Origin of the sequence: Streptomyces sp. NPDC088387 (genome assembly GCF_044753385.1) — a bacterium.
Taxonomy (GTDB): domain Bacteria; phylum Actinomycetota; class Actinomycetes; order Streptomycetales; family Streptomycetaceae; genus Streptomyces.
Window position 1 is genome coordinate 11,675 of record NZ_JBIVNC010000019.1, and the last position, 26,606, is coordinate 38,280.

Genomic DNA, 26,606 nt, shown 5'->3' on the forward strand with positions numbered 1-26,606 from the left:
GGGGGCCGGGTGCCTTGGTGAGGGGCGTTGCCCTGACCGGGGTTGTGCCGGGTGCCCGGGGTGGGGGCTGGGCGGCGGGGGCGTTGCGCAGCCCGGCGCGACGGGGTGCCGCCGCGCCCACCCTCCCCCATCGCCCCAGGCGACACGATTGCCCGCGGCTACGCGGGATCGGCTTTTGTTTTTAGGGGCGCGGGGAACTGCGCGACCAGCCCCCACCGGCCCGCACCCGGACCTGAGACCCTGCCCGCCCAGCCGCCCAGCCGGCCGGCCGGCCGGCCGCAGGCCACATACCCCGTCAGCCTCTGATGATTGCCAGTGCCTCGTCGCGGATCTTCGTCATCGTCGCCTCGTCACGCGCCTCCGCGTTCAGCCGCAGGAGCGGCTCCGTGTTGGAGGGCCGGACGTTGAACCACCAGTCGGCCGCCGTGACGGTAAGACCGTCGAGCTCGTCGAGGGCGACCCCCTCACGCCCCTCGTACGCGGAGCGGATCGCGGCGAGCCGCCCCTGCTGGTCGTCGACCGTGGAGTTGATCTCGCCGGACCCGGCATAGCGGTCGTACTGGGCGACGAGCCCGGACAGCGTCCCCTCCTGCCCGCCGAGCGCGGCCAGCACGTGCAGCGCGGCCAGCATGCCCGTGTCGGCGTTCCAGAAGTCCTTGAAGTAGTAGTGCGCGGAGTGCTCGCCGCCGAAGATCGCACCGGACTTGGCCATCTCGGCCTTGATGAACGAGTGCCCGACGCGGGTGCGGACGGGTGTGCCGCCGTTCTCCTTGACGACCTCCGGGACCGTCCAGGACGTGATCAGGTTGTGGATGACGGTGCCCTTGCCGCCGTAGCGCGCCAGCTCGCGCGCGGCGACGAGCGCGGTGATCGCCGACGGGGAGACCGGGTCGCCGTTCTCGTCGACGACGAAGCAGCGGTCGGCGTCACCGTCGAACGCGATGCCGAGGTCGGCGCCCTCGGCCCGCACGCGCGCCTGGAGGTCGATGATGTTCGCCGGGTCCAGCGGGTTGGCCTCGTGGTTCGGGAACGTGCCGTCCAGTTCGAAGTACATCGGCACGAGGTCCAGCGGCAGGCCCTCGAAGACGGTCGGGACGGTGTGCCCGCCCATGCCGTTGCCCGCGTCGACGACGACCTTCAGGGGGCGGATGGCGGTGAGGTCGACGAGGGAGCGCAGATGGGCCGCGTAGTCCTTCAGCGTGTCCCGGCGCGTGATCGTGCCGGTCGTGGCGGTCGGCTCGGGGGCGCCCGACTCGCTCCACCGCTCGACGAGTTCGCGGATCTCCGTGAGCCCGGTGTCCTGGCCGACCGGAGCGGCGCCCGCGCGGCACATCTTGATTCCGTTGTACTTCGCGGGGTTGTGGGACGCCGTGAACATCGCGCCGGGCAGATCGAGCGCCCCGGAGGCGTAGTACAGCTGGTCGGTGGAGCACAGGCCGATCTCGGTGACGTCGACGCCGAGCGCCGCCGCGCCGCGCGCGAAGGCGGCGGACAGGCCCGGGGACGAGGGCCGCATGTCGTGCCCGGTCACGATCGCGTCCGCGCCCGTCACCCGGGCGAAGGCGGCCCCGAAGAGTTCGGCCAGCGACTCGTCCCACTGGTCGGGGACGACCCCGCGGACGTCGTAAGCCTTCACGAGCTGCGACAGATCAGCAGTCACGGCCAACCCTCCTGAAAGTCCTATCGGTCACCCAAAGCTACCCGCACGGACTGACAGCGCGCTGTGCGGACCGTGTGGACCACCGGCACGAATCCGCCCGGACCGGTGGTGTGGCGCATCGACGTGACCGGTACGGGCGGCAGCCTCAGGGCAGCATCCACCCGAGGACCGGGGAGCTCTGGCCGACCACGATCAGGCACATCACCAGCAGCAGACCGAGGCTCCACGGGAGCACCTTGCGCAGCAGGTCCCCCTCGCGGCCGGCGAGACCGACCGCGGCGCAGGCGATGGTCAGGTTCTGCGGCGAGATCATCTTGCCGAGTACCCCGCCGGAACTGTTGGCCGCGGCAAGCAGTTCGGGCGAGAGGCCCGACTCGCGGGCCGCGCTGACCTGGAGTGCGCCGAAGAGCGCGTTGGCGGAGGTGTCGGATCCGGAGACGGCCACGCCGAACCAGCCGAGCACCGGCGACAGGAAGGCGAGTCCCGCCCCTGCCGCCGCGACGAACTGGCCGATGGTCGCGGCCTGTCCGGAGAGGTTCATGACGTAGGCGAGGGCCAGCACGGACGTCACGGTGAGGATCGCGAACCTCAACTCGTGGACGGTCGCGAGCCATTCCTTCACCGCCACGCGCGCGTGCACCCCGAGTACGACCGCAGTGAGCACACCCGCGATCAGGACGAGCGTGCCGCCGGTGGACACGATCGGCCAGGTGAAGACATTGGCGCCGACCGGATCGCCGCCGGGATCCACCACGTTCAGGAACGGCCAGTCGTACGTCCGGGTCGCCCCGGCCAGCCAGTCCTTCACGACGGGGATCTGGGCGACGGAGAAGATCGCGACGATGAGCGCATAGGGGGCGTACGCGCGGATCACCTCACCGCGCGGGTCGGCCTCGTCGAGTTCCTCGCTGCGCGCGCCGGTCAGCACGGCCGCGCGTACGGACTCGGCAGCCGGCCGTCGCGCCTGCGGTACGGCGACCAGGGCGGCGGCGCCGGCCAGGGCGGCCCCGATGTCGGCGAGTTGCGCGGAGACGTAGTTCGAGGCGGCGAACTGGGCGACGGCGAAGGCGATTCCGCACGCCAGCGCCGGCACCCAGGTCTCGCGCAGCCCGCGCCGGCCGTCCACCAGCCAGATCAGCACCAGCGGCACCACAAGCGCCAGCAGCGGTGTCTGGCGGCCCACGACGGAGGCGACGTCCTCCAGCGGCAGATCGGTGACCTGGGCGAGTGTCACGACCGGGGTGCCCATCGCGCCGAACGCGACCGGGGCGGTGTTGGCGACGAGCGAGACGACCGCCGCGCGGACGGGGTCGAAGCCGAGCGCGACGAGCATCACCGAGCAGATCGCGACCGGCGCCCCGAACCCGGCGAGCGCCTCCAGCAGGGCACCGAAGCAGAACGCGACGACCAGCGCCTGGATGCGGGGGTCGTCGGAGAGCCGCCCGAAGGACCGGCGCAGGATGTCGAAGTGCCGGGTGCGGACCGTCATCCGGTACACCCACAGGGCGTTGACGACGATCCACAGGATGGGGAAGAGCCCGAAGGCGGCTCCCTGTGCGGCCCCGGAGACCGTCTGGCCGAGCGGCATGCCGTACGCGAGCCAGGCGACGAGTACGGCCGACAGCAGGCCGATCAGGCCCGCGTGGTGGGCCTTCATCCGGACGCCGCCGAGCAGGACGAGGACGATCACCAGGGGCAGGGCCGCCACCAGTGCGGACAGGCCGAGCGAGCCGGCGACGGGTTCCAGGTCCTGGACGTACACGCGCGCCTCCCGGCTCCGCCCTCGTGGCATGCCGTATGCCGATCCCGTTCCGAGATGCGGAAAGCGATTTCTCGTTTCCGACGTACGGAATGGTCGTGTCCGCGACAAGCTCGCGTCAATGGGCGTGCGGGGACGAATGAGAGGGCTGGGGCGCGCGGTAGGACGACGCTTACGTCAACCGGTACGACAACGTGGTCAGTTGTCCGGTGAGCGCAGAACCCGCAGATGGCCGCGGCGCGCGACCTCCATCGGGTCGGCCCCGCGCGAGGCACTGCCGGTCTGCGCGGCGCGCTCCTGCGGACGGGCCGCCTCGCGCACGGCGTTGGCAAGCGCTTCCAGGTCGTCACTGCTCGGGCGGGCCGGAGCGGATCCGTCCAGGAGCCGTACGACCTCCCACCCGCGCGGGGCGGTGAGGCGCTCGGAGTGCTCGGCGCACAGGTCGTAGCAGTGGGGTTCCGCGTAGGTCGCGAGCGGGCCGAGGACCGCGGTCGAGTCGGCGTAGACGTACGTCAGCGTCGCTACGGCGGGACGGCCGCAAGCGGTGCGCGAACAGCGACGTACAGGGCTCACGACGTTGGACGGTACCGCACTCTTGAGCGGGCCGCGACGACTCTCCACCAGGTCACTCCACCGTGTCGTGTTGCGAAACGTCCCACAGGCCACTCCTGTCATACCCCGCTGACCTGCATGGACATGCACGGAGTTGAGGGGCCGCGGAACCGGACGCGGTCAGTACTCGGCACAAACACCGTCATTTGCCTCGTGATCGACGGTCTCGGAGAGATACGGAATCGAGCCCAACCTTGGCTGGAATGGTCATCTGACGACATGCCGTACGGGTCCGTTCTGGCGGTTGTCCGCCGGGCCGCCCGGCTCGTTCCGGGCCCCTCGTGGGTCGACGCGCAGGTCGGGGGGCCGGCCGGTGGGGGGTGCGGGGTCCCGGTGCGGCGCGGGGGGTCGGGCACGGGGGCCCGGCGGGGACTACCCTTCACCAGTGATGGACACCCCCGTACCGCCCCCCGCCGTCGGCCCCGGGCCCCGCCGTCGTGATCGTCACGGGCGGGGTATGCGTGGCCCGATCGCGCCACCCCAGGTACCGCTCTCGGCCAGCCGCGCGGAGGCCTTCGCGGACCTGGTGCAGGACTCCGTGGAACGCCTTGAGCGGCGCTGGCCGCAGCTCGCCGAGATCGACTTCCTCGTCCTCGAGGTGCCGCGGCTGGACGGGGACGGGCGGTGGAGCGACGAGGCGGTGCCGCTGGGCGGGACGGTTCCCTCCGTGGAGGGGCGGCCCGCGCGGGTGGTGATCTACCGGCGGCCCGTGGAGATCCGCACGAAGGCTCGTGAGGAGCGGGCGGCGCTGGTGCACGAGGTGGTCGTGGAACAGGTCGCGGAGCTGCTGGGCCTGACCCCGGAGACAGTGGACCCCCGCTACGGCGAGGAGTGACCGGGGGTCACCCTGCGCGGCGCTGCGCAGGCTTTCAGGCGCGCGGGGCTGTGTCGATACGCGGCTCCGCCGCGCGGGCGCGACAAGGCCCTACCGGCCCGCACCCGCAGACCTGCCGGCGGCTACCTCTGGAGGACCGAAAGGTCCTGGTTCGCCTCCGGTACCGACACCGTCCCCCGGTCGTCCGGGACGGGCTGCACGGTGAAGGCCGGGACGTCGTCCTGCGACACCGCGAGGGTCCTGGACGCGTACACCGGCCCCCCACCCGCCTCGGGCTCCAGCGTCAGCGCATACGTGCCCTTGAGCCCGTCCGGCACCGGAAGATCGACGTCCTGTGTGGTCCCGGACTTGACCGCGAACGTCTTCGACACCGTCTCCCCACCCTCCGTACCCGCGGAGGCCGTGACCTTGACCTTGGCGGCGGCCGTCGGCGCGGTCAGGGAGAGCGTCGTGCCCTTCGCGGTGTTGTCGACGACCGTCGCGCGCGTGCCCACGGGCCGGGTCGCCGGAATGAACGCCGTCTCCTGTTCCGCACCCTTGCTGCGGATGACCCGGACCGCCGCGACGACCGGCACGGACTCGTCGCTCGGCGTCAGCACCAGCGAGCCGGGCTCGCCCTTGGTGACGTCGGCGAGATCGACCGCGCTGGTCATACCCGCCTTGACGTGCAGCGTCTCGTTTCCGGCCGGGGTGATGAGCCCGGACGGCGAGGCCAGCCGCAGCGTGAGGTCGGCATCGGAGTCACCGGGCGAGAAGACCACCAGACGTACGTCCGTGGCGTCCTTCGGGATACCCGGCACCACGAGACTGCCCGCCGGGTCGGTGGACGCCGGCAGCCAGTCGCCGCCCAGCTTGTCGTCCAGGGCCTGCACGGCGGCGCCGACCCGTCCGCTGCGGACGTTGACGTGCACGGTGAGGTTGGGCTGCTTCTCGTCGGTGAGCGTCGACAGCAGGATCGGCTCGCTGCTGTGCGGCTTGACCGTGATGTCCTCGCCGACCTCCGACTCCAGGGCGCCTTCCTTGCCGTAGAGCTCGATGTCGACGACGGCGGCCGAGTCGTCGGGGTTGACCAGATGGACGTAGTCCGTGCGGGCGGCGTCCGTGCTGACGCCCGGGAACCAGAAGTCGGTGTCCGGCGCCACGCAGTTGACCCCCTGGAGGCCGCGGCCGGTACCGGCGGTGACCTCGGTGGTCTGCTGGACGGTCCAGCCCGGCGCGAGCCTGCCGTCGGCGGTGCCGGCCAGCGCGGGCGCGTCCGCGCCGGACTTCTCGGCGGTGACCGGAGTGCCGGGTTGCTTCGGCGCGAGAACGGGCTTGTCCGCCTTGCCGTCGCCGGTGGCCGGCAGGAGTTCGGCCTTGCCCTTGTCGCCGGCGCCCTCGGTGTCGGGTGTGAAGGACGTGTACGTCGTCTCGGCGAGGTCGGACGTGCTGGGGGCCGGGCAGACCAGGCTGCTGCGCTCGACGGGCAGTGTCGCCGCCGCCTTGGCCGGCTCCTCGCCGGACGCGTCCGGGGCGGAGACGGAGGCGAAGCCGACCAGCGCGCCGAGCGCGGCCACGCCGGCGAACAGGGACAGGGTCGTGCGGTTCACTGCTGGCTCCCGTCGGGGCGCTCGTTGCCGTTCGGGTCGTACTGCTTGTTCGGGTCGTACGGCTCGTTGGGGTCGTACTGCTGCGACGGGTCGTACGGGGCGTCGTAGCCCTGCTGGTAGCCCTGTTCGTACGGCGTCTGCTGGGGCTGGCCGGGCTGTCCGCCGTACGCGTACGGGTCGTACTGGCCGCCCTGGTACGGATCCTGCGGGTACCCCTGGCCGTAGCCACCGGCCGGGTACTGCTGCTGTTGCTGGCCGGCCTGGTACTGGCCGTCGCCGTAGGTGCCGTACTCGGCGCCCGCGTAGCTCGCGGAGTCCCACTCGTCGTAGGGCTGCTGCTGCGGCACGGCGGCGGGCGCCTCCTGGGGCGGGGGCGGGAAGTCGCCCTGGTCCGTGGCCTCTTCGACGTCGGTCTCGGTCTCGGACTCGGCCTGGGCGCGCAGGCGGCGGGCGCGGCGGCCCTCGCCCTCGACGGCCTGCGCGGGGATCTGCGGCTCCTCGGGCAGGTCGTCGTCGATGTCCCGGCGGCGGCCCGGCAGGGCGAGCACCACGAGGACCACGGCGAGCGCGCCCTGGGCCCACAGCCAGGCGGTGTGGCTGATCGGGGCGTCGTAGGTGAGGTCGAGCCGGCCGCCGGCGGCGGGCAGTTCGAAGCCCTGGGCCCAGCCGTCGACGGTGGTGCGGGTGAGCGGCCTGCCGTCCAGGGTGGCCGTCCAGCCCTCGGCGGCGGTGTCGGCGAGGCGCAGGACGCGGCCGTCGGCGCCGGCCGGGATGTCGGTGTGGATCTCGACGGGTCCGGCGGAGACGGGCTTGGGTTCGCCCGTGCCGGAGGCCTGGACGATCGCCGCGCGGGAGACCTGGCGGTCGACCTGCCACAGGGCGTCGCCGTTCTGCTCGCTGAGGCGGCTGAGGCCCGGGGTGGAGTCGAGGACGCGGCTGACCTCGCGCGGGGCGCCCTTGTGGACGAGGACGTAGCGCACGGCGAAGTCGCCGAGCTGGCCCGCCTGGTCGGCGCCGGAACCGGCGACGAGGTTGGCGACGACCTTGTCGAGCTGGGCGTTCTCGCCGTCGGCCGCGGCGAGTTCGGCGTCGCCGAGGCGGACGCCGGAGCCGCGCACGAGGGCGTAGCCGACCTCGGCGGTGGAGTCGCTGTTGAGGACCAGCGTGCGGGCCTGGTCGGCGTTGCCGCTCTCCTCGGCGACGAACGCGGGCACCTGCACGGGATCGGCGCGTCCGAGCGGGTCGTCGGCGCCGCGGAGCATCCAGCCGGCGGCGATGAGCAGCGGGCCGGCGGCCGAGGCGAAGGCGATGAGCACGGCGACGGGCTGGCGCCAGCCGAAGCTCTGTTCGGCGACCCGCGCGCGTGCCCCGTCGGCGCCGAGGACGGCGGCGGCGAGCAGCCCGAGGCCGTAGACGAGGGTGGCGGGGCCGGCCCAGGCGGAGGTGTTGGACAGGACCGCGAAGAACAGGCCGACCAGGGCGACCGTCCACGCGGTGCGGATGCCGGCCTGGCGCTGGGAGCGCAGCAGGGCGGCGAGCGCGGCCAGCACGATGCCGATGAGCATCAGGCCGTTGACCGTGCCGGGGCCGCCGGGGCCCGCGCCGAGCAGGTCGAGGGCGGAGGCGGCGGAGGTGCCGTACTCCAGGCCGGCTTCCTGGAAGAAGCCGAAGGGCAGCAGCGACAGCGACCACGGGGCGAGGACCAGCAGGGGGGTGCCGAGCTGGACGAGGAAACGCGGGCCGTAGGCGCCGAGTTCGGTGCGGCGCACGGCGAGCGTGCCGATGCCGAGGACCAGCGCGATGGGCCAGATGATCGGCGTGAACGCGGTGGTGATCGTCAGCAGCAGTGCGTACGCCCAGGTTGCGCGCCAGCTGCCGCGCGCGCCGGAGGAGCCGGCGAAGCCGCCCGCGGAGACGGCCGCGCGGGCGATGAGCGGCAGCAGCGTGGCGAGTACGGCGGTGCCGAGCCGGCCGCCGGCGAGCGCGCCGGTGACTGCGGGCAGGAAGGCGTAGACGACGGCCGCCCACGCGCGCAGGAGCCGGGACTCGACCAGCGGGCGGGAGGCGAAGTAGGCGGTGAAGCCGGCCAGGGGCACCGAGCAGACCAGCAGCAGGGTGATCGCGAGTCCGGTGGAGCCGAACAGCACGGAGGCCAGCATCGCGAGGAGCGCGAGGTAGGGCGGCGCGGACGGGGTGCCGCCCGCTTCGACCGGGTGCCAGGCGTCGAGGTAGCGCGACCACAGCTCGGAGGAGTCGGCCGGGGCGGGCAGCAGGGCGCCGCCGACCAGGGAGCCGCTGTCGAGGAGTTGGCGGCAGGCGACGAGGGAGACGAGCAGCAGCACCAGGAAGAGCATCGGGCCGGGGTTGCGGGCGATGCGCTTGAGCCGGACGAACTGCTCGATCTCCAGGAAGTCGGCGTCGTCGCCGCCGGGTCCGGACTCGACCGCGCCACCGTGCCGGCCGGCGCCGGAGGTGGCGTCGGCGTCCTCGCGGCTGACGAGGCTGCCGGCGGCCTGTTCGACGGTGGCCCGCACGGTCGCGCCGGGCGGCGGGAACAGCTGCCTGAGCTCGCCCTTGTCGATCTGCGGCGCTCCGCGCGTGCGCCGCCCGGCGATGATCCGCTCGGGGCGCAGCAGGGTGCCCATGAGGCCGCGGATCTCGTCGAGGGCCTGTCCGGGGACCTTGCCGACGAGGTAGGCGAGGGTCCTGAGGAAGGTGCCGAGGACGATGCGCAGCAGGACCCAGGGGAGCGTCGCCGTACGTGTGTTGACGAGGAGGGTGTAGACCGCGCCGGCCTTGTCGACCTTGTGCGGGGAGGCGGAGGTGCGGCCGACGCAGTCGACGGTGCGGCGCTCGCGGGAGGCAGCCTCGGCGTGTCGTACGACCGCCTCGGGGGCGACGAGGACGCGGTGGCCGGCGGTGTGCGCGCGCCAGCACAGGTCGACGTCGTCGCGCATGAGGGGCAGGCGCCGGTCGAAGCCGCCGAGCTGTTCGTAGACGTCGCGGCGGACGAGCATGCCGGCGGTGGACACCGACAGGACCGTGCGGACGTGGTCGTGCTGGCCCTGGTCCTGTTCGCGGCGGTCCAGGCCGGTCCAGCGGCGGCCGGAGTTGGCGATGGTGACGCCGACCTCCAGGAGCTGGCGCCGGTCGTACCAGCCGCGCAGCTTGGGGCCGACGACGGCGACGTCGTGGCGGCCCAGCTCGATCTCGTTCTCCACGACGCGCAGCAGCTGGGCCAGGGCGTCGGGTTCGGGGGCGCTGTCGTCGTGCAGCAGCCAGAGCCACTGGACGGGCTCGCCGTGCGGGAGCTCGGGCAGGTCGTAGGCGTCGTCGCGCCAGCTGCGGGTGACGGGGTCCCAGCCGCTGGGCCGCTTCAGGTACGGCAGTTCCTCGGGGGTGAGGACGGGGGCCGTGCGGTGGGCCTCCTCGACGGCCTGGCCGAAGCCGGTGCGGCGGGCGAGGTGGAGCACACGGTCGGGGCCGAGCGCGTCGGTGAGCAGCCGGGCGGAGTCGTCGCCGCTGCCGGTGTCGGCGGCGACGGCGGCCTGCACCGGGCGCTCCTGGCCGAGGAGTCCGGCGAGCGCCTCGGGGAGCCAGCGGGCGCCGTCGTGGGAGACGAGCACCGCGGTCACGACGTGGCGCGGGAACTCCGGTGCGCGGGCCGGGTCGAAGGCCGGCGCGCCTGCCGGGTCGAACGCTGCTGTGCCTGCCAGGTTCTGCTGGCCGGCCGTGTGGCTGTGCACGGACATCGAGGTACGGGCCCCGGTTCGGTGGACTGCGGTGGACACCTGTGCCCGGTGGGGGCAGCGGGGTGTCTCGGACGAGCGCCCACACTATCGGCTGACCAGGACGACGACCCGCCGCCTGTGGACAACCCACCCGCGACGGGCCGTTCGCTCCGTGTTCGCAACGTATGTTCGACTGCCGACGCCGGCACGACCGTCGGGGACCGGGGCTCCCGGTACGGCGGTGCCGCCGGTCAGACAGCGGCCTTCTTCAGTCTCCGGCGCTCACGCTCGGACAGACCGCCCCAGATTCCGAAGCGTTCGTCGTTCGCGAGCGCGTATTCGAGGCATTCGGAGCGGACCTCACAGGCGAGGCAGACCTTCTTCGCCTCGCGGGTGGAGCCGCCCTTCTCGGGGAAGAAGGACTCGGGATCGGTCTGGGCGCACAGCGCCCGCTCCTGCCAGCCGAGTTCCTCGTCCGCGTCGTCGACCAGCAGTTGCTCCACCAGCTCGGTCATGTGCGCCCCTCGTCCGTCTTTCGCGTCCCCGTGATCTGGCCGTTACCGATACCGGCTGAACGACACGAGTGAAATTACAAGTGTGCTGCTCCGGGCGAGTCAAGCCGAGATCTGCTATTGGGCCCCTTATTCACTCTGCGGAACCAAGGCCATGCGGAAAGTGTTCAAATCGGCATAAACCTTGACACGCAGAGGTGACCCGGGAGGGCCTCCGGCCCGCACAGCGCCTGTACGGGGGAGGACGCCCTGGAGTTCGATCTCGTTCCGACCCGCGCGACGAAGCGAATCGGATCACATTCGGATCACGGGATCACCACGCGCCCCACGCGACCGGATGTGCGCCATGTGTCCCGGTGAACCCATGCACAAACCTTTCACCTGACAGATGAACCGGATGAGGTGAACGACGTCCCACATTCCGGGCGTCGAGTTGACAGTGCAGGTGTGAACCGATGTCCTTGTGGGCATGCTCGCGAACTTGGTGCCCACCTCGACCCGCTCCGCCGGGTCCCCCGGTGCTGCCCACGCTCGTCGTAGCTGTTGTTGCTGTTCCGGCTGTTGAGCCCAACGCGCTCCGGCCGCCTTTGAGTCGACCTCGACTCGGCCGCTGTTTCCTTAGCCCGGACCAGGGCTTCCCTCCCGCCCGTGACCCGGGCGGACGGTACGTGACATCCAGCACCGCTCCCCCGCACTCACGCCGAGGAACCACCGCACTCCATGAACAGCGACAGCGACCTCCAGATCGCCGGCGACATCCTTGAGGTCCCGCATCTGCTCCAGGCTCCGCGCGAGCACCCGGCCACCGTCGCCGAGTTCGCCGGCCTGGCCCGCGCGATCGCCGCCGACCCCGCCCAGTGGGAGCACCTGGTCGAGTACGACGCGACCAGCCGCTGGTACCACCGGCTGCGCACCGGGCCCGGCTACGAGGTCTGGCTGCTGTCCTGGGTGCCCGGTCAGGGCAGCGGGCCGCACGACCACGGCCCGTCCTCCGGTGTGCTGACCGTGCTGCGCGGCACGCTGACCGAGCGGACGGAACGCGGCACGCGCGCGATGCGGGCCGGCGGGCAGCGGGTGTTCGCGCCGGGCTATGTGCACGACGTCGTCAACGACGCCCTGGAACCCGCGGTGAGCCTGCACGTCTACTACCCGGGCCTGACCGAGATGCCCATGCACAGCCACCACTGCACGGCCGGGGCGCAGGTCTCCCAAACCGCCTGACGCGTTGTCGTACCCGCCTGCAAGACTTGGGCCATGCGCATTGTGGTTCTGGCAGGCGGCATCGGTGGTGCCCGGTTCCTGCGCGGTCTGAAGCAGGCCGTGCCGGACGCGGACATCACGGTCATCGGCAACACCGGCGACGACATCCATCTCTTCGGACTGAAGGTCTGCCCGGACCTCGACACGGTGATGTACACGCTCGGGGGCGGTATCAACGAGGAGCAGGGCTGGGGGCGGGACGCCGAGACCTTCCATCTGAAGGAGGAGCTCGCGGCGTACGGCGCCGGGCCGGAGTGGTTCGGCCTCGGCGACCGGGACTTCGCCACGCACATCGTGCGGACGCAGATGCTCGGCGCGGGCTATCCGCTGAGCGCCGTCACCGAGGCGCTGTGCGACCGGTGGAAGCCCGGCGTGCGGCTCATCCCGATGTCCGACGACCGGATCGAGACCCATGTCGCCGTCGAGCTGGACGGCGAGAAGCGGGCGATCCACTTCCAGGAGTACTGGGTGCGGCTGCGGGCCTCCGTGCCCGCCGAGGCCGTGGTGCCGGTCGGCGCCGAGCAGGCCAAGCCCGCGCCCGGGGTCCTGGAGTCGATCGCCGAGGCCGACGTCATCCTCTTCCCGCCGTCCAACCCGGTCGTCTCCGTCGGCACCATCCTCGCCGTGCCCGGCATCCGCGAGGCCATCGCCGAGGCGGGGGTGCCCGTCGTCGGCCTGTCCCCGATCGTCGGGGACGCGCCCGTGCGCGGGATGGCCGACAAGGTGCTCGCCGCGGTGGGTGTGGAGTCCACGGCGGCGGCGGTCGCCGAGCACTACGGCTCGGGACTGCTCGACGGCTGGCTCGTCGACACCGTGGACGCCGGTTCGGTCGAGCGCGTCGAGAGCGCCGGCATCCTGTGCCGGGCCGTCCCGCTGCTGATGACCGACGTCGACGCCGCCGCGCGGATGGCCGCCGACGCGCTCGCGCTCGCGCGGGAGGTGCGCGAGGCATGAGCGCACCCGCGACTCCTTCCGAGGGCTTCCGGGTCTGGGCGGTGCCCGGGATCCCGGAGATCCGGCAGGGCGACGACCTGGCGAAGCTGATCGCCGCCGCCGGACCCGGTCTGGCCGACGGGGACGTCCTCCTCGTCACCTCGAAGATCGTGTCCAAGGCGGAGGGCCGGATCGTCGGGGCGACCGACCGCGAGGCGGCGATCGACGCCGAGACGGTACGGGTGGTGGCCCGCCGCGGCCCACTGCGGATCGTGGAGAACCGGCAGGGCCTGGTAATGGCCGCGGCCGGCGTCGACGCCTCCAACACCCCCGCCGGGACCGTGCTGTTGCTGCCCGAGGACCCGGACGCCTCCGCGCGCGCCCTGCGCGAGGGGCTGCGGGACGCGCTGGGTGTCAATGTCGGCGTGATCGTCACCGACACGTTCGGGCGACCGTGGCGCGCCGGGCTCACCGACGTCGCGATCGGCGCCGCGGGTGTGCACGTACTGGACGATCTGCGCGGTGGTACGGACGCCTACGGCAATCCGCTGGCCGCGACCGTGGTGGCGACCGCGGACGAGCTGGCCGCGGCCGGCGATCTGGTCAAGGGCAAGGCGGCCGGGCTGCCGGTCGCCGTGGTGCGCGGCCTCGCGCACGTGGTCGCGGAGCAGGACGGCGAGGGCGCGCGGGCCATGGTGCGCACCGCGCGGGACGACATGTTCCGGCTCGGCACCTCCGAGGCGGTGCGCGAGGCGGTGACCCAGCGGCGCACGGTCCGCGCCTTCGCCGACGAACCCGTCGACCCGGGCGCGGTCCGCCGCGCGGTCGCCGCCGCCGTGACGGCACCGGCGCCGCACCACACCACACCGTGGCGGTTCGTGCTGCTGGAGTCGGCGCGGTCCCGCACCCGGCTGCTGGACGCCATGCGTGACGCGTGGATCGCCGACCTGCGCCGGGACGGCAAGAGCGAGGAGTCCGTCGCCAAGCGCGTCCGACGCGGGGACGTGCTGCGCAACGCGCCTTGTCTGGTGGTGCCGTGCCTGGTCATGGACGGCTCGCACACCTACGGCGATCCGCGGCGGGACGGGGCCGAGCGGGAGATGTTCGTCGTCGCCACCGGGGCCGGCGTACAGAATCTGCTGGTCGCACTGGCCGGGGAGCGGCTGGGGTCGGCATGGGTGTCGTCGACGATGTTCTGCCGGGACGTCGTCCGGCAGGTGCTGGAGCTGCCGGAGAACTGGGATCCGATGGGGGCCGTGGCGGTCGGGCACCCGGCGGAGGAGCCGAGACCCCGGCCGGCGAGGGACGCGGGGACGTTCATCGAGGTGCGCTGACCGGAGGGGCAGAGAGGTGCGGGCGCCTACTCTGTAGGGCCTCAGATCTGTAGGGCCTCAGACGGCTCGGCACAGTCCAAGGGATCTCATTCGTGGCAGGACGGTTCGCTCCACGGCCCACGCGTACGACGGCGCGCGGGGGCCATGTCGTGGTGCCCGCGGGTGTGCCGCGGCAGGTGGCGCCGGGGCGGGTGCGGACGTATGTGCCGAAGGAGCCGCTGGATCTGGGGCTGGTGCTGGGGCCGTTGCGGCGCGGGCCCGCGGATCCGACGTTCCGGGCGCTGCCCGACGGGTCGGTGTGGCGGACCGCGCGGACACCGGGCGGTCCCGGGACGCTACGAGTGTCCGCGCGCGGCGGTGAGGTGCGCGGGGAGGCGTGGGGGCCGGGGGCGCAGTGGCTGCTGGAGCAGTTTCCGCTGCTCCTGGGGGACGCGGACGATCCGTCGGCGTTCGTTCCCCGGCACCGGGTGGTGGCGATGGCGCGGCATCGGCGGCCGGGGCTGCGGCTGACGCGGACCGGCCTGGTGATGGAGTCGCTGATCCCGTCGATCCTGGAGCAGAAGGTCACGACGGACGAGGCGTATCGGGCGTGGCGGTTGCTGGTGCGGAGGTTCGGGGAGCCTGCGCCGGGGCCCTCGCCGGTGCCGGGTGGGTTGTTCGTGCTGCCTGCGGCCCGGACGTGGGCGCTGATTCCGTCGTGGGAGTGGCATCGGGCCGGGGTCGACAACAAGCGGGCGTCGACGATCCTGCGGGCCGTGCGGGTCGCCGCGCGGCTGGAGGAGGGGGTGTCGATGGCGGCGGGTGAGGCGCGGGCTCGGCTGGAGGTGGTGCCGGGGGTGGGGCCGTGGACGTCCGCGGAGACCGTGCAGCGGAGTCATGGGGCGGCGGACGAGGTGACGGTCGGGGACCTGCATCTGCCGGGGATCGTGGGGTTCGCGCTGGCCGGGGACCGGTATGCCGATGACTCGGTGATGCTGGAGCTGCTGGAGCCTTATGCCGGGCAGCGGCATCGGGCGGCTCGGTTCATTCTGCTGAGTGGGCGTGTGCCGGATCGGCGTGCGCCGAAGATGCCGCGGTGGGACATCGGGACGTTGTGACTCCGTCGGTTTTCAGGGTTCTGCCCTGGCGGGCGTTGCGCGGGTTCCCGGCGTCGGGGCGGGCGTTGCGCAGGTTCCCGGCGTGGGGGACGGGGCGTTGCGCAGGTCCCCGGCGTTGGCGGCGAGCGCGGGGCGTTGCGCAGCCCGGCGCGACGGGGTGCCGCCGCGCCCACCCGTGCCACCCTGCGGCACTGCTGCCCGCAGCGGCGGTGGGTGGGGCTGCCCGCGGCGGCGTGGGGTGCGCGAAGAGGCTTTTAGGGGCGCGGGGAACTGCGCGACCAGCCCCCACCGGGCCGCGGCCGAACGACAACCTTCGCAGGGGCGCGAGGAGTTGGGCCGGCGGCCCCGCGCCCCCGGGGAGTTACTGGTCTGAGGAGAAGCGGACGGATGCCGGGGGGATCTGGGCGTCGCACCAGACGCGCGCCCCGGAGCGGAGCTCGTTGTCAGGCCCGACGAACGCACCGTCCCCGATGACCGTCCCCGTGAGCACGGCCCGCTCACCTATCCGGGCCCGCGTCCCGATGAGCGAGTCGGTGATGACCGCGCCGGGTTCGATGACCGCACCCGGCAGGATCGTGCTGCCGAACACCCGGGCGCCCCGCGCCACGAACGCGCCCTCGCCCACCACCGTGCCACCCGCCAGCTTGGCGTCCGGCGCCACCCGGGCCGTGGGCAGGACCAGCCGGTCGCCGCAGCGGCCGGGGACCGCCGGCGACGGGGCCCGCCCGAGCACCAGGTCCGCCGAGCCCCGTACGAACGCGGCCGGTGTGCCGAGGTCCAGCCAGTACGTCGAGTCGACCATGCCCTGGAGATGCGCCCCGGCGGAGAGCAGGTCGGGGAACGTCTCACGCTCCACCGAGACCGGCCGGCCCGCCGGAATGGTGTCGATGAGCGAGCGACGGAAGACGTACGCGCCCGCGTTGATCTGGTCGGTGACGATCTCCTCCGGCGTCTGGGGTTTCTCCAGGAACGCCGTCACCCGGCCCGTCTCGTCCGTGGGGACCAGACCGTACGCCCGCGGGTCGGTGACCTGCGTCAGATGCAGGGAGACGTCCGCGCCGGTCGACTCGTGGGTCCGCACCAGCGCCCTGATGTCCAGGCCGGTCAGGATGTCGCCGTTGAAGACGAGCACCGGGTCGTCGGGGCCCGAGTGCAGCCGTGACGCCACGTTGCGGATGGCGCCGCCGGTGCCGAGGGGCTCGTCCTCGGTGACGTACTCGATGTGCAGTCCGAGGGCCGAGCCGTCACCGAAGTGCGGCTCGAAGACCTCGGCCAGATAGGACGTGGCGAGCACGATGTGCTCGACGCCCGCCGCCCGCGCACGCGCCAGCTGATGCGTGAGGAACGGCACCCCCGCCGCCCTGACCATCGGCTTCGGCGTGTGCACCGTGAGCGGGCGCAGCCGGGTGCCTTTGCCGCCGACCAGGAGGATCGCTTCTGTCACCTGTCGTCTCTGCTTCCTGCCGGGACCGGCCGAGCATGCCTTTCGGCCGGTCAGTGTATGCAGACTGTTTCCGGCGCCTTCGACGGCCGTGCGGTGATCGCGTCCTTCCCCCCCGACGGCTGCGAACTTGCCCCCCACTGAATGGTTCCCCGGTGCTGCCGGCCTGCTCAGCGCCCCTGGAAGCGGGCCGCGTCGGCGCGGATTGTGCCGAGCTTGTCGTACAGCTTGGCGCCCGGACAGTCCGTTGCGAAGCCGTCCCGGTGACCGGAGATCACATTCAGTTGAACATTCTTACCCTTTGTGTAGAGATTTCCGCCACCGGACTTGAGATACGTCTTCGCCTTCGGGTTGGCGCCCCAGATGCCGAGCTTCCACGCGCTGAGCCGGGCGACGGCCGTCACGGCGACCCCCGACGGCTTGGTGGAGTTGAACGTGCCGATGGCAGCGATCCCCATGCTGTTGGTGTTGAAACCGAGGGTGTGCGCGCCGAGCACCGGCTTGGCCACACCCCCGGCCCTGCCCTCGTAGATGTTTCCGCACTTGTCGACGAGGAAGTTGTAGCCGATGTCCCGCCAGCCCATGCTCTTGACGTGGTAGCGGTAGATACCGCGAATGACGGAGGGCGCGTCGGCGCACTGGTAGTTGTTGCCGGTGGCGGTGTGGTGGACGAAGGCCGCCGCGACCTTCTTCGTGTAGACGAAGCCCTTCTCGCGCAGCGACTCGTCGGCTCCCCAGCCCTTGCGGGTGGTGATCTTGGGCCGCGGGCCGATGTACGGCTTCGCCTGCGGGGCGCCCGCGGTGACGACTCCCGAGCCGCCCGCCGACAGTTCGCGCTCGGTCTCCGCCTGGGTGAGGGCGGGGAACTCCAGGGGCTCGGCGGTCGTGCCGGTGACCGGGCTCTCGCCGGTGACGCCGGGGTCGATCAGTTCGATCCGCAGGCCCGCCGGGAGGATGGCGGAGGTGTCGGCGCCGCGCGAGGCGGTCTCCTCGGCCTGTGCCTGCACCCGTACCTCCACGCCGTCCGACTCCCCCACCCACAGCGGGGCGGTGGCGCCGCGGACGCGGCCCGAGGAGCGTTCGGCGGTGTCGGGGTCGGCGGAGTGCGCGTCGTTGTGCGTCTCCAGGTCCTGCCAGCCGGACCAGATGCCGGTGTCGACGGCACGGGTACGGACCTGGACTCGGCCGTGGAGGGTGACGTCGGGGTCGTCCCAGACGACCCCGAGGAGTGAGAAGTGCTGGACGTCCCGGCGTGCCAGCCCTTCGAGGGCCGAGCCGAGGGAGCGGTCGCCGGAGAGGGGGGCGAGCGCGAGGGACTGTGTGCTGCCGGGGACGCCGGTCGTGTCGGATCCGTCGCTGGACGCTGTCGCCGACGACTCCTGCCGGGCGGCCGCCGGGGCCGCGGGCAGGGTCAGGGGGAGAGCGAGGGCGGCCGTACAGGTGACGCCGATGGCGGAGGCAAGGAATCCACGCATGCTCCTGATCTTGGACATAGTCATACGTATCTGTCCATAGCGGAATTGACGGGGTGTCGGGGCGCGCTGGGCCGAACCGGGGACGGGAGGGCTCGGCCGGGGGGCGTCTGCGCGCGTACGCTTTCCCGGGTGAACGCCACCGATCGCACCCCTGCCGACCTGCTGCGTTCCGCGCTCGCCGCGGATCCGGCCCGCCCGCTCGTGACCTTCTACGACGACGCCACGGGTGAACGTGTCGAATTGTCCGTCGCCACCTTCGCCAATTGGGTGGCCAAGACCTCGAACCTCCTCCAGGACGGTCTCTCCGCCGAACCCGGTGACCGGGTCGCGCTGCTGCTGCCCGCGCACTGGCAGACGGCGGTCTGGCTGCTGGCGTGCGCGTCGGTCGGCGTGGTCGCCGACGTGGGCGGTGACCCTTCGAAGGCGGACTTCGTGGTCACCGGGCCCGACTCCGTCGAGGCGGGGCGCGCCTGCCGGGGCGAGCGGTACGCGCTGTCGCTTGCGCCTCTTGGCCGGCGCTTCATTCCGGGGCCGCCGGAGGGGTATGCGGATTACGCCGTGGACGTGCCCAGTCATGGGGATCGGTTTGTGCCGTATGCGGTGGTCGATGCGGAGGCGGCTTCGCTGGTCGTGGCCGGCGCGGAGTTCTCGGGCGCGGATGTGGTCCGGCGGGCTGTCGCCGACGCCGGGAGTCTTGGGCTCACCGGGCCCGGGGCCCGACTGCTGTCGGGGCTGTCCTACGACACGTGGGAGGGGCTGAGCGCCGGGTTGTTCTCGCCGTTGGCGAGTGGGGGGTCTGTGGTGCTGGTCCGGAATCTGGACCAGCTGGGTGAGGAGGCGCTTGCCAGGCGGGTGGAGAGCGAGCGGGTGACGGCTACGGCCGTGTGAGCGCGGTATGGCTCAACGCCGATCGCGCAGTTCCCCGCGCCCCTGGGGGCAACCGGTCGCCGGTCGAGCGCGGCCCGGTGGGGCTTAACCGCGCAGTTCCCCGCGCCCCTCGGGGTGAACGGTCGCCGGTCGAGCGCGGCCCGGTGGGGGTTGAGCGCGCAGTTCCCCGCGCCCCTCGGGGGCGAACGGTTGTCGGTCGAGTGCGGTGCGGTGGGGGTTGAGCGCGCAGTTCCCCGCGCCCCTCGGGGGCGAACGGTTGTCGGTCGAGTGCGGGCCCGGTGGGGGTTGGGCGCGCAGTTCCTCGCGCGCCTGGGTGGGTGCGGCTTGGGGCAGGTGCCTGGTGATGCCGGGTAGGGGCGCGGGGAACTGCGCGACCAGCCCCCACCGGGCCCGCGCCCGAACCGCGGCCGCCCCCACCGGGCGCGCGCCCGAACCGCGGCCGCCCCCGCCGGGCCCGTGCCCGAACCGCGGCCTCGTCCAGCCCCCCTCCCGGCAGGGCGCGTCACCCGTTTGGGGCTTTCGGGACGCCTGCTCGCGCAGGGCACGGCATCGTCGTACGTGCAGGGCGACGCGCTCGTACGCCATGAGGGGTGGACCGACGTGAGCGACACCGCAGGTGGGCCTTCCGGGCGGGCGGGCCCCGGCGTCGGATCCTCGGCCACCGGCGACGGACTGAAACGCAGGCGCCGCAGGCGATGGACCCGCGGCACCGCCCTCGCCGCGACCGTCCTCGTCACCGCAGCCGTCGGCACCGGCTGGGCCGTCTACGCCAAGCTGGACGGCAACATCACCCCCGACGAGGACGCGGCCGCGGAACTCGCCCGGTACGAGAAGGAGCGCCCCACCTCAGTGGTGAAGGGCGCGCAGAACATCCTGCTGATCGGTTCGGACTCGCGGGCCGGCGAGGGCAACCGGAAGTACGGCCGCGACAACGGCACCGAGCGTTCCGACACCACGATCCTGCTGCATGTCGCGGCGGACCGGGAGAGCGCGACCGCCGTCTCCCTGCCCCGCGACCTGATGGTGGACGTGCCGGGCTGCCGCACCCCGGACGGGGCCCGTGCCGAGCCGATGTTCGCGATGTTCAACTACGCCTTCGAGACCGGCGGTTCGGCGTGCACGATCCGTACGGTCGAGAAAATGACGGATGTGCGGATCGACCATCACATGGTGGTGGACTTCAGCGGTTTCAAGGAGATGGTGGACGCTCTCGACGGCGTCGAGATCTGCCTGGCGCAACCGATCCGCGACAAGGACGCCAAACTCCGGCTGCCCGCCGGGCGGGTGACGCTCGACGGCGAGGAGGCACTCGGTTACGTCCGGGTCCGCAAGTCGCTCGGCAACGGCAGCGACACCGACCGGATGGACCGGCAACAGCGGTTCCTGGCGGCCCTGGTGAAGAAGGTCCGCGGCAATGACGTACTGCTGAATCCGGCGAAGCTCTATCCCGTGCTGGACGCGGCCACGTCGTCGTTGACGACGGACCCGGGGCTGGCGAGTCTGCGGGGTTTGTACGAACTCGTTCGCGGACTGCGCGACATCCCTACCGAACGTGTGCAATTCCTTACGGTTCCGAGGGAGTCGTACGTTTACAACGCCAATCGCGACCAGTTGGTGGAACCTGAGGCCGAGCGACTCTTCGAACATCTGCGCAAGGACGCACCCGTCGCGGTGGCCCGGCAGAAGGCCGGCGAGGAGTCGGGAGAATCCGGTCCCGAGGCCTCGCCGGAACCCACTTTCGAGGGGAACACGGCGGCCGAGGACAGCTGCCGATGAGCCGTGAAGGCGACTTCGGGTAAAGCGAGTCCCAAGCCGGTGTACCGGTGTTCAAAGAAATGGGCGGGATTGCCCAGTTGTAGGGGCGTGGAATTTGTCACCGTCGTCGCTCCACGCTGAACTGGGCGGATAGTGTGAGCGCTTCGGTGTACCCGACCCACGTTCGTTGTGGCGTCGCGCACTGTTTGTACGAGACCCGAGCGCCTTTGAGGGGGAAGGCGCCGCGTGGCCCCGACGGAGGATTCAGACAACCGTGGACGCGCAAGGCCGTGGGCGGGCGGAGAACATCGACCCCGCAGACCAGTGGGTGCTCAACCCGGACACCGGCGAATACGAACTGCGACTGAGTCCTTCCGCACCGCAGTCGCCGGTGCCGGGACCACGCAGAGCGGCTCGGCCGCGTGGTGACTCCGATGTGCGCGGACGCGGGAGCCGGGAGGCACCGCCGGACCGCGAGACACCGGGGCGCGCCGCTCCCGGCCGTGAGGTCCCGCCGCCGCGACGCCGGCGCACCGGGCCCGAGGAGCCGGTGCCGACGCGGCGCGGGCGGCGGCCCGCGAAGAAGTCGAAGGCGAAGAAGGCGCTGGTGTGGACCGGCGGCTCGATGGCCTTCGTACTGGTCACGGCGGGCGTCGGCGGCTACCTCTATCTGAAGCACCTGGAAGGCAACGTCAGTACGACGGACGTCGGCGACGCGGGCTCCAGCAACTTCAGCAAGGACGAGGCCTTCAACATCCTGCTGCTCGGCACCGACAAGCGCACCGGTGCGGGCAACGAGGACTACGGCGACTCGGGCAGCGCGGGACACGCGGACACCACGATCCTGCTGCACGTCTCCAAGGACCGCACCAACGCCACCGCGATGAGCATTCCGCGCGACCTGATCGTGGACATCCCGGACTGCCCGACGAAGCATGCGGACGGTTCCGAGGAGGTCGTGGCGGGCTCCACCGGTGTCCGCTTCAACACCAGCCTCGGCCAGGAGGGCCGGGACGCGGGCTGCACCATGCGCACGGTCGAGGAGGTGACCGGCATCAAGCCGAACCACTTCATGATGGCCGACTTCAACGCGATCAAGACGCTGACCACCGCGGTGGGCGGCGTCGACGTCTGTGTGGAGGAGCCGGTCGACGACCCGGACTCCAAGCTGAAGCTGCCCGCGGGCGAGTCGACGATCGAGGGCGAGCAGGCGCTGGCCTTCGTCCGTACCCGGCACAGCTGGGGCAACCAGGGCGACCTGGACCGGATCAAGGTGCAGCAGCAGTTCCTCGGTTCGCTGATGCGGAAGATGTCCTCCAGCGACACGCTGACCAACCCGACGAAGCTGCTCGGCCTCGCCGAGGCGGCCACCAAGGCGCTCACCGTGGACAGCGCCATCGGCAAGGTGAGCACGCTCAAGGACGTGGCGCTTGAACTGAAGAAGGTTCCGCCGAAGAACATCTCCTTCACCACGGTACCCGTGAAGGACAACCCGACCGAGGTCGTCAAGGCGACGGTCGTGGTCGACGAGGCGCAGGCCCCCGAGCTCTTCGACGCCATCAACAACGACGTCTCCCTGACCGAGGTCAAGAAGAAGGAAGAGGCCTCGAAGGACGCCGCGGCCGCCGAGGCGGCCAAGCGTCTGAAGGGCACCAAGTCCGAGGCCTCCGAGGTCCGGGTGCAGGTCCTCAACGGCGGCGCGGAGGCCGGCTCGGCGCAGGCCGCCCTGTCCTGGTTGCAGACCGAGGAGGGTGTCTCCAAGTCGGAGAACGCGGGCAACGCGGATGCCGACCAGGCCAAGACCTCGCTGGAGTACGCCCCCGACCAGGCGGACCAGGCACGCAAGCTCGCCGAGATCATGGGGCTGCCGGGTTCGGCGCTGAAGCCGGGCGAGAGTGTCACCAACGCGCAGGGCCTGCCGACGATGACGCTGATCCTCGGCAAGGACTTCAAGGGCGCCGGTATCCCGGTGACCGGTTCGGCGAAGGCGCCCGACGTGGACAAGTCCACGGCCGACCAGGTCAAGTGCGCGAGCTGAGCCGCTGAGCCGAACATGGCCGCGCGTCCCGTACGGGGGCGCGCGGTCGCACTTGTGGGCACGAAGGCCGTTTCCGTACAACCCTGCGGCCCTCTTGCCGGTCTGTTGTAGGACACCGGTTCGTCGATCGTCCGTTGATCCGTCGCCGCCCGCTGCCGCGCCGAGCGCGGATTTTGCACATGCGTGGCCAACCCGGTCCGGCCCAGGAGGGTCTGACAGGTGGCCGACCGATGTCGACGGGGACGGCAAGCGGCGGGGAGGGGCGGGGAGTTGAGCCGGAGCAGTGTGGAGGGGGACATACCCGCGGTCGAGGACACCATGTCCCTCACGCCGCGGGAGCGGGAGAGCCTCGCGAAGGCGCACCGGCACGGGGCGGGCGTACGGCCCCCCGGGCGCGCCGGGACCGGGACGGGCGGGACCGGGACGGGCGGGACCGGGCGGCCCCGGCGCGGGCGGCTGCTGCGCTGGTCGGTGACCGCGCTGTCCGTGGTGATCCTGGGGACGTCGGGGGCCGGGTATCTCTACTACCGGCACCTCAACGGCAACATCGAGAAGGGCGAGCGCAGCAGCGGCGACTCGAAGGCGGAGCGTACGGCACCGAACGCGGCCGGGCAGACGCCGATGAACATCCTGCTGATCGGCTCGGACAGCCGGGCCTCGGACGCGAACGTGGCGCTGGGCGGCAGCCGGGACACCCGCGGCAATCCCCCGCTGGGCGACGTACAGATGCTCATCCACCTGTCGGCGGACCGCAAGAGCGCCGCCGTGGTGACCATTCCGCGTGACACCCGGGTCGACATCCCCGCGTGCAAGGACCCGGACACCGGTGAGGACTTCCCGGCGACCAACACCATCATCAACGAGTCGCTGGCCCGCGGTGGCGCCGGCTGCACGCTGGACACCTGGCAGAACCTCACCGGTGTCTACATCGACCACTGGATGACGATCGACTTCGCGGGCGTGGTGAGCATGGCCGACGCGATCGGTGGCGTCGAGGTCTGTGTGAACCAGAACGTGTGGGACCGTCCGCTGCCGGGGGTCCCCGGCGGCTCCGGGCTGAAGCTGACGGCCGGCACCAAGAAGGTGCAGGGCAAGCAGGCGCTCCAGTGGCTGCGCACCCGGCACGCGTGGGGCAGTGACCTGCTGCGGGCCAGGGCCCAGCACATGTACATGAACTCGATGATCCGCACGCTGAAGGACCAGAGCGTGTTCACGGACACCGGCCGGCTGATGGGGCTGGCCGAGTCGGCCACCAAGTCGCTGACGGTGTCCGAGGAGATCGGCACGGTCAAGAAGCTGTACGACCTGGGCATGCAGCTCAAGACGGTGCCGACGAACCGCATCACCATGACGACGATGCCGAACGCCCAGGACCCGGAAGACCCGAACCACGTGGTGCCGGCCGGCGCGGACGCCGAGAAGGTGTGGACGATGCTCCGCGACGACGTGCCGTTCGACGACAACGGCGGCGCCTCGAAGAAGAAGCCGGACCCGGCCAAGGAGAAGACGTCGGACGATCCGGTGGCGGCGGACGACGAGATCGCCGTGCAGGTGCGCAACGGCACCCGCACGGACGCGGAGCCGGCCGTGCCCGGCCGGGCACGCGCGATCACCGGGCTGCTCGTCGACAAGGGCTTCACCCAGGCGCGGGCGGACTCCTCGGCACCGCTGGGCGTGGAACGGACGTTCGTCGGGTACCCGAGTGCGGATCTGGAGGGCGACGCCCTGCGGGTCGCCAAGTCGCTGGGGATTCCCGCGGACGCGGTACGGCGGACCACGGACGTGTCCGGCGTCACCGTCACCGTGGGAGCCGACTGGCGTTCGGGGACGGCCCTGCCCAGGGAGTCGGCGCCGGAGGCCGGTGACGTGCCGGAGAACGCCGACGCCATCAACGGATCGGACAGCGGTCAGTGCATGGACGTGTACGCGCCCTACCGCTGGTAGAGCCGGTGCACGTGGTGATTTCGACTTCGACGTGGTGATGACGAGGGCGGCCGTGGGGCGGGACCGTCCGGCGGCGCAGGGCTGGGCAGGGGACGGACATATGAAGCAGCAGGGGGAGGCGGCGCTCGCGAGCGCCCCGCGCAGGCCCGGACCGGCCGGGGGCGACGGTACGGACGGACCGGGCGAGCCGGGGCCGGGGCCGGGCAAGAGACCGCCGGACGGCACGGCGCCCGCCACGGGCACCGCCCGGCGCGGGAACGGGCGCCGGCGGCGGGTCCTGAAGTGGACGGCGCTGGGTCTCGCCGTGGTGACACTCGGCGCGGCCTGCGCCGGGTACGTCTACTACCAGCACCTCAACGACAACCTGAAGAAGGACCATCTGAACCTCGGCGACAGCAAGGTCGCCGCCCCGACGCCGAACGCGGCCGGGCAGACACCGCTGAACATCCTGGTCATCGGCTCGGACGCGCGCGACACCGAGGAGAACCAGAACCTCGGCGGCGCCCGCGAGACGTTCGGCGCCGCACCGCTCGCGGACGTCCAGATGCTGGTGCACGTCTCGGCCGACCGCACCAACATGTCGGTCATCAGCATGCCCCGCGACACCCTCGTGAAGATCCCGAAGTGCACCGACCCCGACGACGGCGAGGTGTACCCGGCGAGCGACGGCCGCGCGATGACCAACCAGAGCCTCGGCCACGGCGGACCGGGCTGCACGGTGGCGACCTGGCAGGAGCTCACCGGCATCCGTATCGACCACTTCATGATGGTCGACTTCTCGGGTGTGGTCGCGATGGCGGACGCGATAGGCGGCGTCCCCGTGTGCGTGGACGCCAACATCCACTCCCGCGACAGCATGGGCCACGGCTCCGGACTGCGCCTGGAGAAGGGCACCCACGCGATCAAGGGCGAGCAGGCGCTCCAGTGGCTGCGCACGCGCTACGGCTTCGAGGACGGCAGCGACCTGGGCCGCGCCAAGGCCCAGCACATGTACATGAACTCGATGATCCGCACCCTGCGCGAGAACGCCACCCTCAGCAACCCGAACAAGCTCCTGGGCCTCGCCGAGCAGGCCACGAGGGCCCTCACGGTCGACCAGGGCCTGGACACCGTCAAGAAGCTCTACGACCTCAGCAACGAGCTGCGCAAGGTCGAGCCGAAGCGCGTCACCATGACCACGATGCCCAACCGGTACGTGGGCGCCCGGGTGGAGCCGACGGAGGACGCCGAGCAGCTGTTCCGGCTGGTCCGCGAGGACATCGCGCTCGACGGCCGGGACGAGCCGAACAAGCCGGCGGCGAAGGAGCCGTCGTCCGACCCGGCGGCGCCCGACGCGCAGATCGCGGTCCAGGTCCGCAACGGCACCCGTACGGACGCCCTGGGCCCGGCGCAGGGCCGCGCGAGCACCGTCGCCGACCTGCTGAAGGAGAAGGGCTTCACCGAGGCCACCGCGGACACCACCTCGGCACTGACCGAGGCCCGTACGGTCGTCCGCTACCCGAGCGCCGACCTGGAGGGCGACGCGCGCAGCGTCGCCGAGTCGCTCGGCATCCCGGCGAGCGCCGTGCAGCGCACCACGGACGTCTCCGGCGTCACCCTCGTCGTGGGCGCCGACTGGCGCGAGGGCAACGCCTACAAGGCGCCGAAGGTGGACAACAAGACCCCCGAGTCGGCGGAGGCCCTCAACGGCGCCGACGACGAGGCCTGCATGAAGGTGGACCCGAACTTCAGCTGGTGACGGCG

Annotated in this window: 18 protein-coding genes; 10 read left to right on the top strand and 8 right to left on the bottom strand. The window is 71.9% G+C overall.

Features of this window, described 5'->3' with window-relative positions; translation table 11 throughout:
- Window positions 1-295 precede the first annotated feature (295 nt).
- The 3 genes from ACIQAC_RS35795 to ACIQAC_RS35805 form a co-directional block, all read right to left on the bottom strand.
- Complete coding sequence (locus ACIQAC_RS35795; RefSeq protein WP_402198790.1) at window positions 296-1,660, bottom strand: phosphomannomutase/phosphoglucomutase; 1,365 nt, start codon at window positions 1,658-1,660, stop codon at window positions 296-298.
- Window positions 1,661-1,805: 145 nt separating this feature from the next.
- Window positions 1,806-3,422: an L-lactate permease gene (locus tag ACIQAC_RS35800; protein WP_402198793.1), complete on the bottom strand. Its 1,617-nt coding sequence runs from the start codon at window positions 3,420-3,422 to the stop codon at window positions 1,806-1,808.
- Between the two features lie 195 nt (window positions 3,423-3,617).
- Window positions 3,618-4,040, bottom strand: a complete 423-nt coding sequence (locus ACIQAC_RS35805; protein ID WP_402198794.1) for a DUF3499 domain-containing protein — start codon at window positions 4,038-4,040, stop codon at window positions 3,618-3,620.
- A 379-nt stretch (window positions 4,041-4,419) separates the two neighbouring features.
- On the opposite strand from ACIQAC_RS35805, the gene ACIQAC_RS35810 reads away from it, so the two are divergent.
- The gene (locus tag ACIQAC_RS35810) at window positions 4,420-4,866 is read left to right on the top strand and encodes a metallopeptidase family protein (RefSeq protein WP_402199060.1); all 447 of its coding nucleotides are present in this window, start codon (window positions 4,420-4,422) and stop codon (window positions 4,864-4,866) included.
- A gap of 122 nt (window positions 4,867-4,988) precedes the next feature.
- Here the strand turns inward: ACIQAC_RS35810 and ACIQAC_RS35815 are convergent, their stop codons facing one another.
- The 3 genes from ACIQAC_RS35815 to ACIQAC_RS35825 all read right to left on the bottom strand — a co-directional run bounded on the left by ACIQAC_RS35815 (window position 4,989) and on the right by ACIQAC_RS35825 (window position 10,701).
- Window positions 4,989-6,455 (bottom strand): DUF5719 family protein, encoded by a 1,467-nt coding sequence (locus ACIQAC_RS35815; RefSeq protein WP_402198797.1) that lies wholly within the window; start codon window positions 6,453-6,455, stop codon window positions 4,989-4,991.
- A complete protein-coding gene (locus ACIQAC_RS35820) occupies window positions 6,452-10,207 on the bottom strand; it encodes a glycosyltransferase (protein WP_402198800.1) in 3,756 nt (1,251 codons plus the stop codon). Before ACIQAC_RS35820 ends, ACIQAC_RS35815 begins: the two co-directional genes overlap by 4 nt.
- Before the next feature lie 230 nt (window positions 10,208-10,437).
- Window positions 10,438-10,701, bottom strand: a complete 264-nt coding sequence (locus ACIQAC_RS35825; RefSeq protein ID WP_030377564.1) for a WhiB family transcriptional regulator — start codon at window positions 10,699-10,701, stop codon at window positions 10,438-10,440.
- 717 nt (window positions 10,702-11,418) lie between these two features.
- On the opposite strand from ACIQAC_RS35825, the gene ACIQAC_RS35830 reads away from it, so the two are divergent.
- The 4 genes from ACIQAC_RS35830 to ACIQAC_RS35845 all read left to right on the top strand — a co-directional run bounded on the left by ACIQAC_RS35830 (window position 11,419) and on the right by ACIQAC_RS35845 (window position 15,322).
- A complete protein-coding gene (locus ACIQAC_RS35830) occupies window positions 11,419-11,919 on the top strand; it encodes a cysteine dioxygenase (protein WP_402198802.1) in 501 nt (166 codons plus the stop codon).
- Window positions 11,920-11,952: 33 nt separating this feature from the next.
- A complete protein-coding gene (gene cofD, locus ACIQAC_RS35835) occupies window positions 11,953-12,912 on the top strand; it encodes a 2-phospho-L-lactate transferase (protein WP_402198805.1) in 960 nt (319 codons plus the stop codon).
- On the top strand, window positions 12,909-14,225 hold the full coding sequence (locus ACIQAC_RS35840) for a coenzyme F420-0:L-glutamate ligase (protein ID WP_402198806.1): 1,317 nt from the start codon (window positions 12,909-12,911) through the stop codon (window positions 14,223-14,225). Before cofD ends, ACIQAC_RS35840 begins: the two co-directional genes overlap by 4 nt.
- A 92-nt stretch (window positions 14,226-14,317) precedes the next feature.
- On the top strand, window positions 14,318-15,322 hold the full coding sequence (locus tag ACIQAC_RS35845) for a DNA-3-methyladenine glycosylase family protein (RefSeq protein WP_402198807.1): 1,005 nt from the start codon (window positions 14,318-14,320) through the stop codon (window positions 15,320-15,322).
- A gap of 361 nt (window positions 15,323-15,683) precedes the next feature.
- On the opposite strand, the gene ACIQAC_RS35850 is transcribed toward ACIQAC_RS35845, so the two are convergent.
- The gene (locus ACIQAC_RS35850; protein WP_402198809.1) at window positions 15,684-16,766 is read right to left on the bottom strand and encodes a sugar phosphate nucleotidyltransferase; all 1,083 of its coding nucleotides are present in this window, start codon (window positions 16,764-16,766) and stop codon (window positions 15,684-15,686) included.
- A 167-nt stretch (window positions 16,767-16,933) separates the two neighbouring features.
- A complete protein-coding gene (locus ACIQAC_RS35855; RefSeq protein WP_402198812.1) occupies window positions 16,934-18,238 on the bottom strand; it encodes a peptidoglycan recognition protein in 1,305 nt (434 codons plus the stop codon).
- 129 nt (window positions 18,239-18,367) lie between these two features.
- Between ACIQAC_RS35855 and ACIQAC_RS35860 the strand changes: the two genes are divergently transcribed.
- From ACIQAC_RS35860 to ACIQAC_RS35880, 5 genes are all read left to right on the top strand, one after another.
- The gene (locus tag ACIQAC_RS35860) at window positions 18,368-19,126 is read left to right on the top strand and encodes a TIGR03089 family protein (protein ID WP_402198813.1); all 759 of its coding nucleotides are present in this window, start codon (window positions 18,368-18,370) and stop codon (window positions 19,124-19,126) included.
- 600 nt (window positions 19,127-19,726) lie between these two features.
- Window positions 19,727-20,902 carry an LCP family protein gene (locus ACIQAC_RS35865; RefSeq protein ID WP_402198815.1) on the top strand — a complete coding sequence of 392 codons (1,176 nt, stop codon included), beginning with the start codon at window positions 19,727-19,729 and terminating at the stop codon, window positions 20,900-20,902.
- Between the two features lie 253 nt (window positions 20,903-21,155).
- Window positions 21,156-22,919, top strand: coding sequence for an LCP family protein (locus ACIQAC_RS35870; protein ID WP_402198818.1), 1,764 nt, complete (start codon window positions 21,156-21,158; stop codon window positions 22,917-22,919).
- A gap of 318 nt (window positions 22,920-23,237) precedes the next feature.
- Window positions 23,238-24,863, top strand: a complete 1,626-nt coding sequence (locus tag ACIQAC_RS35875) for an LCP family protein (RefSeq protein ID WP_402199063.1) — start codon at window positions 23,238-23,240, stop codon at window positions 24,861-24,863.
- Window positions 24,864-24,963: 100 nt separating this feature from the next.
- Window positions 24,964-26,601 (top strand): LCP family protein, encoded by a 1,638-nt coding sequence (locus tag ACIQAC_RS35880; RefSeq protein WP_402198821.1) that lies wholly within the window; start codon window positions 24,964-24,966, stop codon window positions 26,599-26,601.
- Window positions 26,602-26,606: the final 5 nt, after the last annotated feature.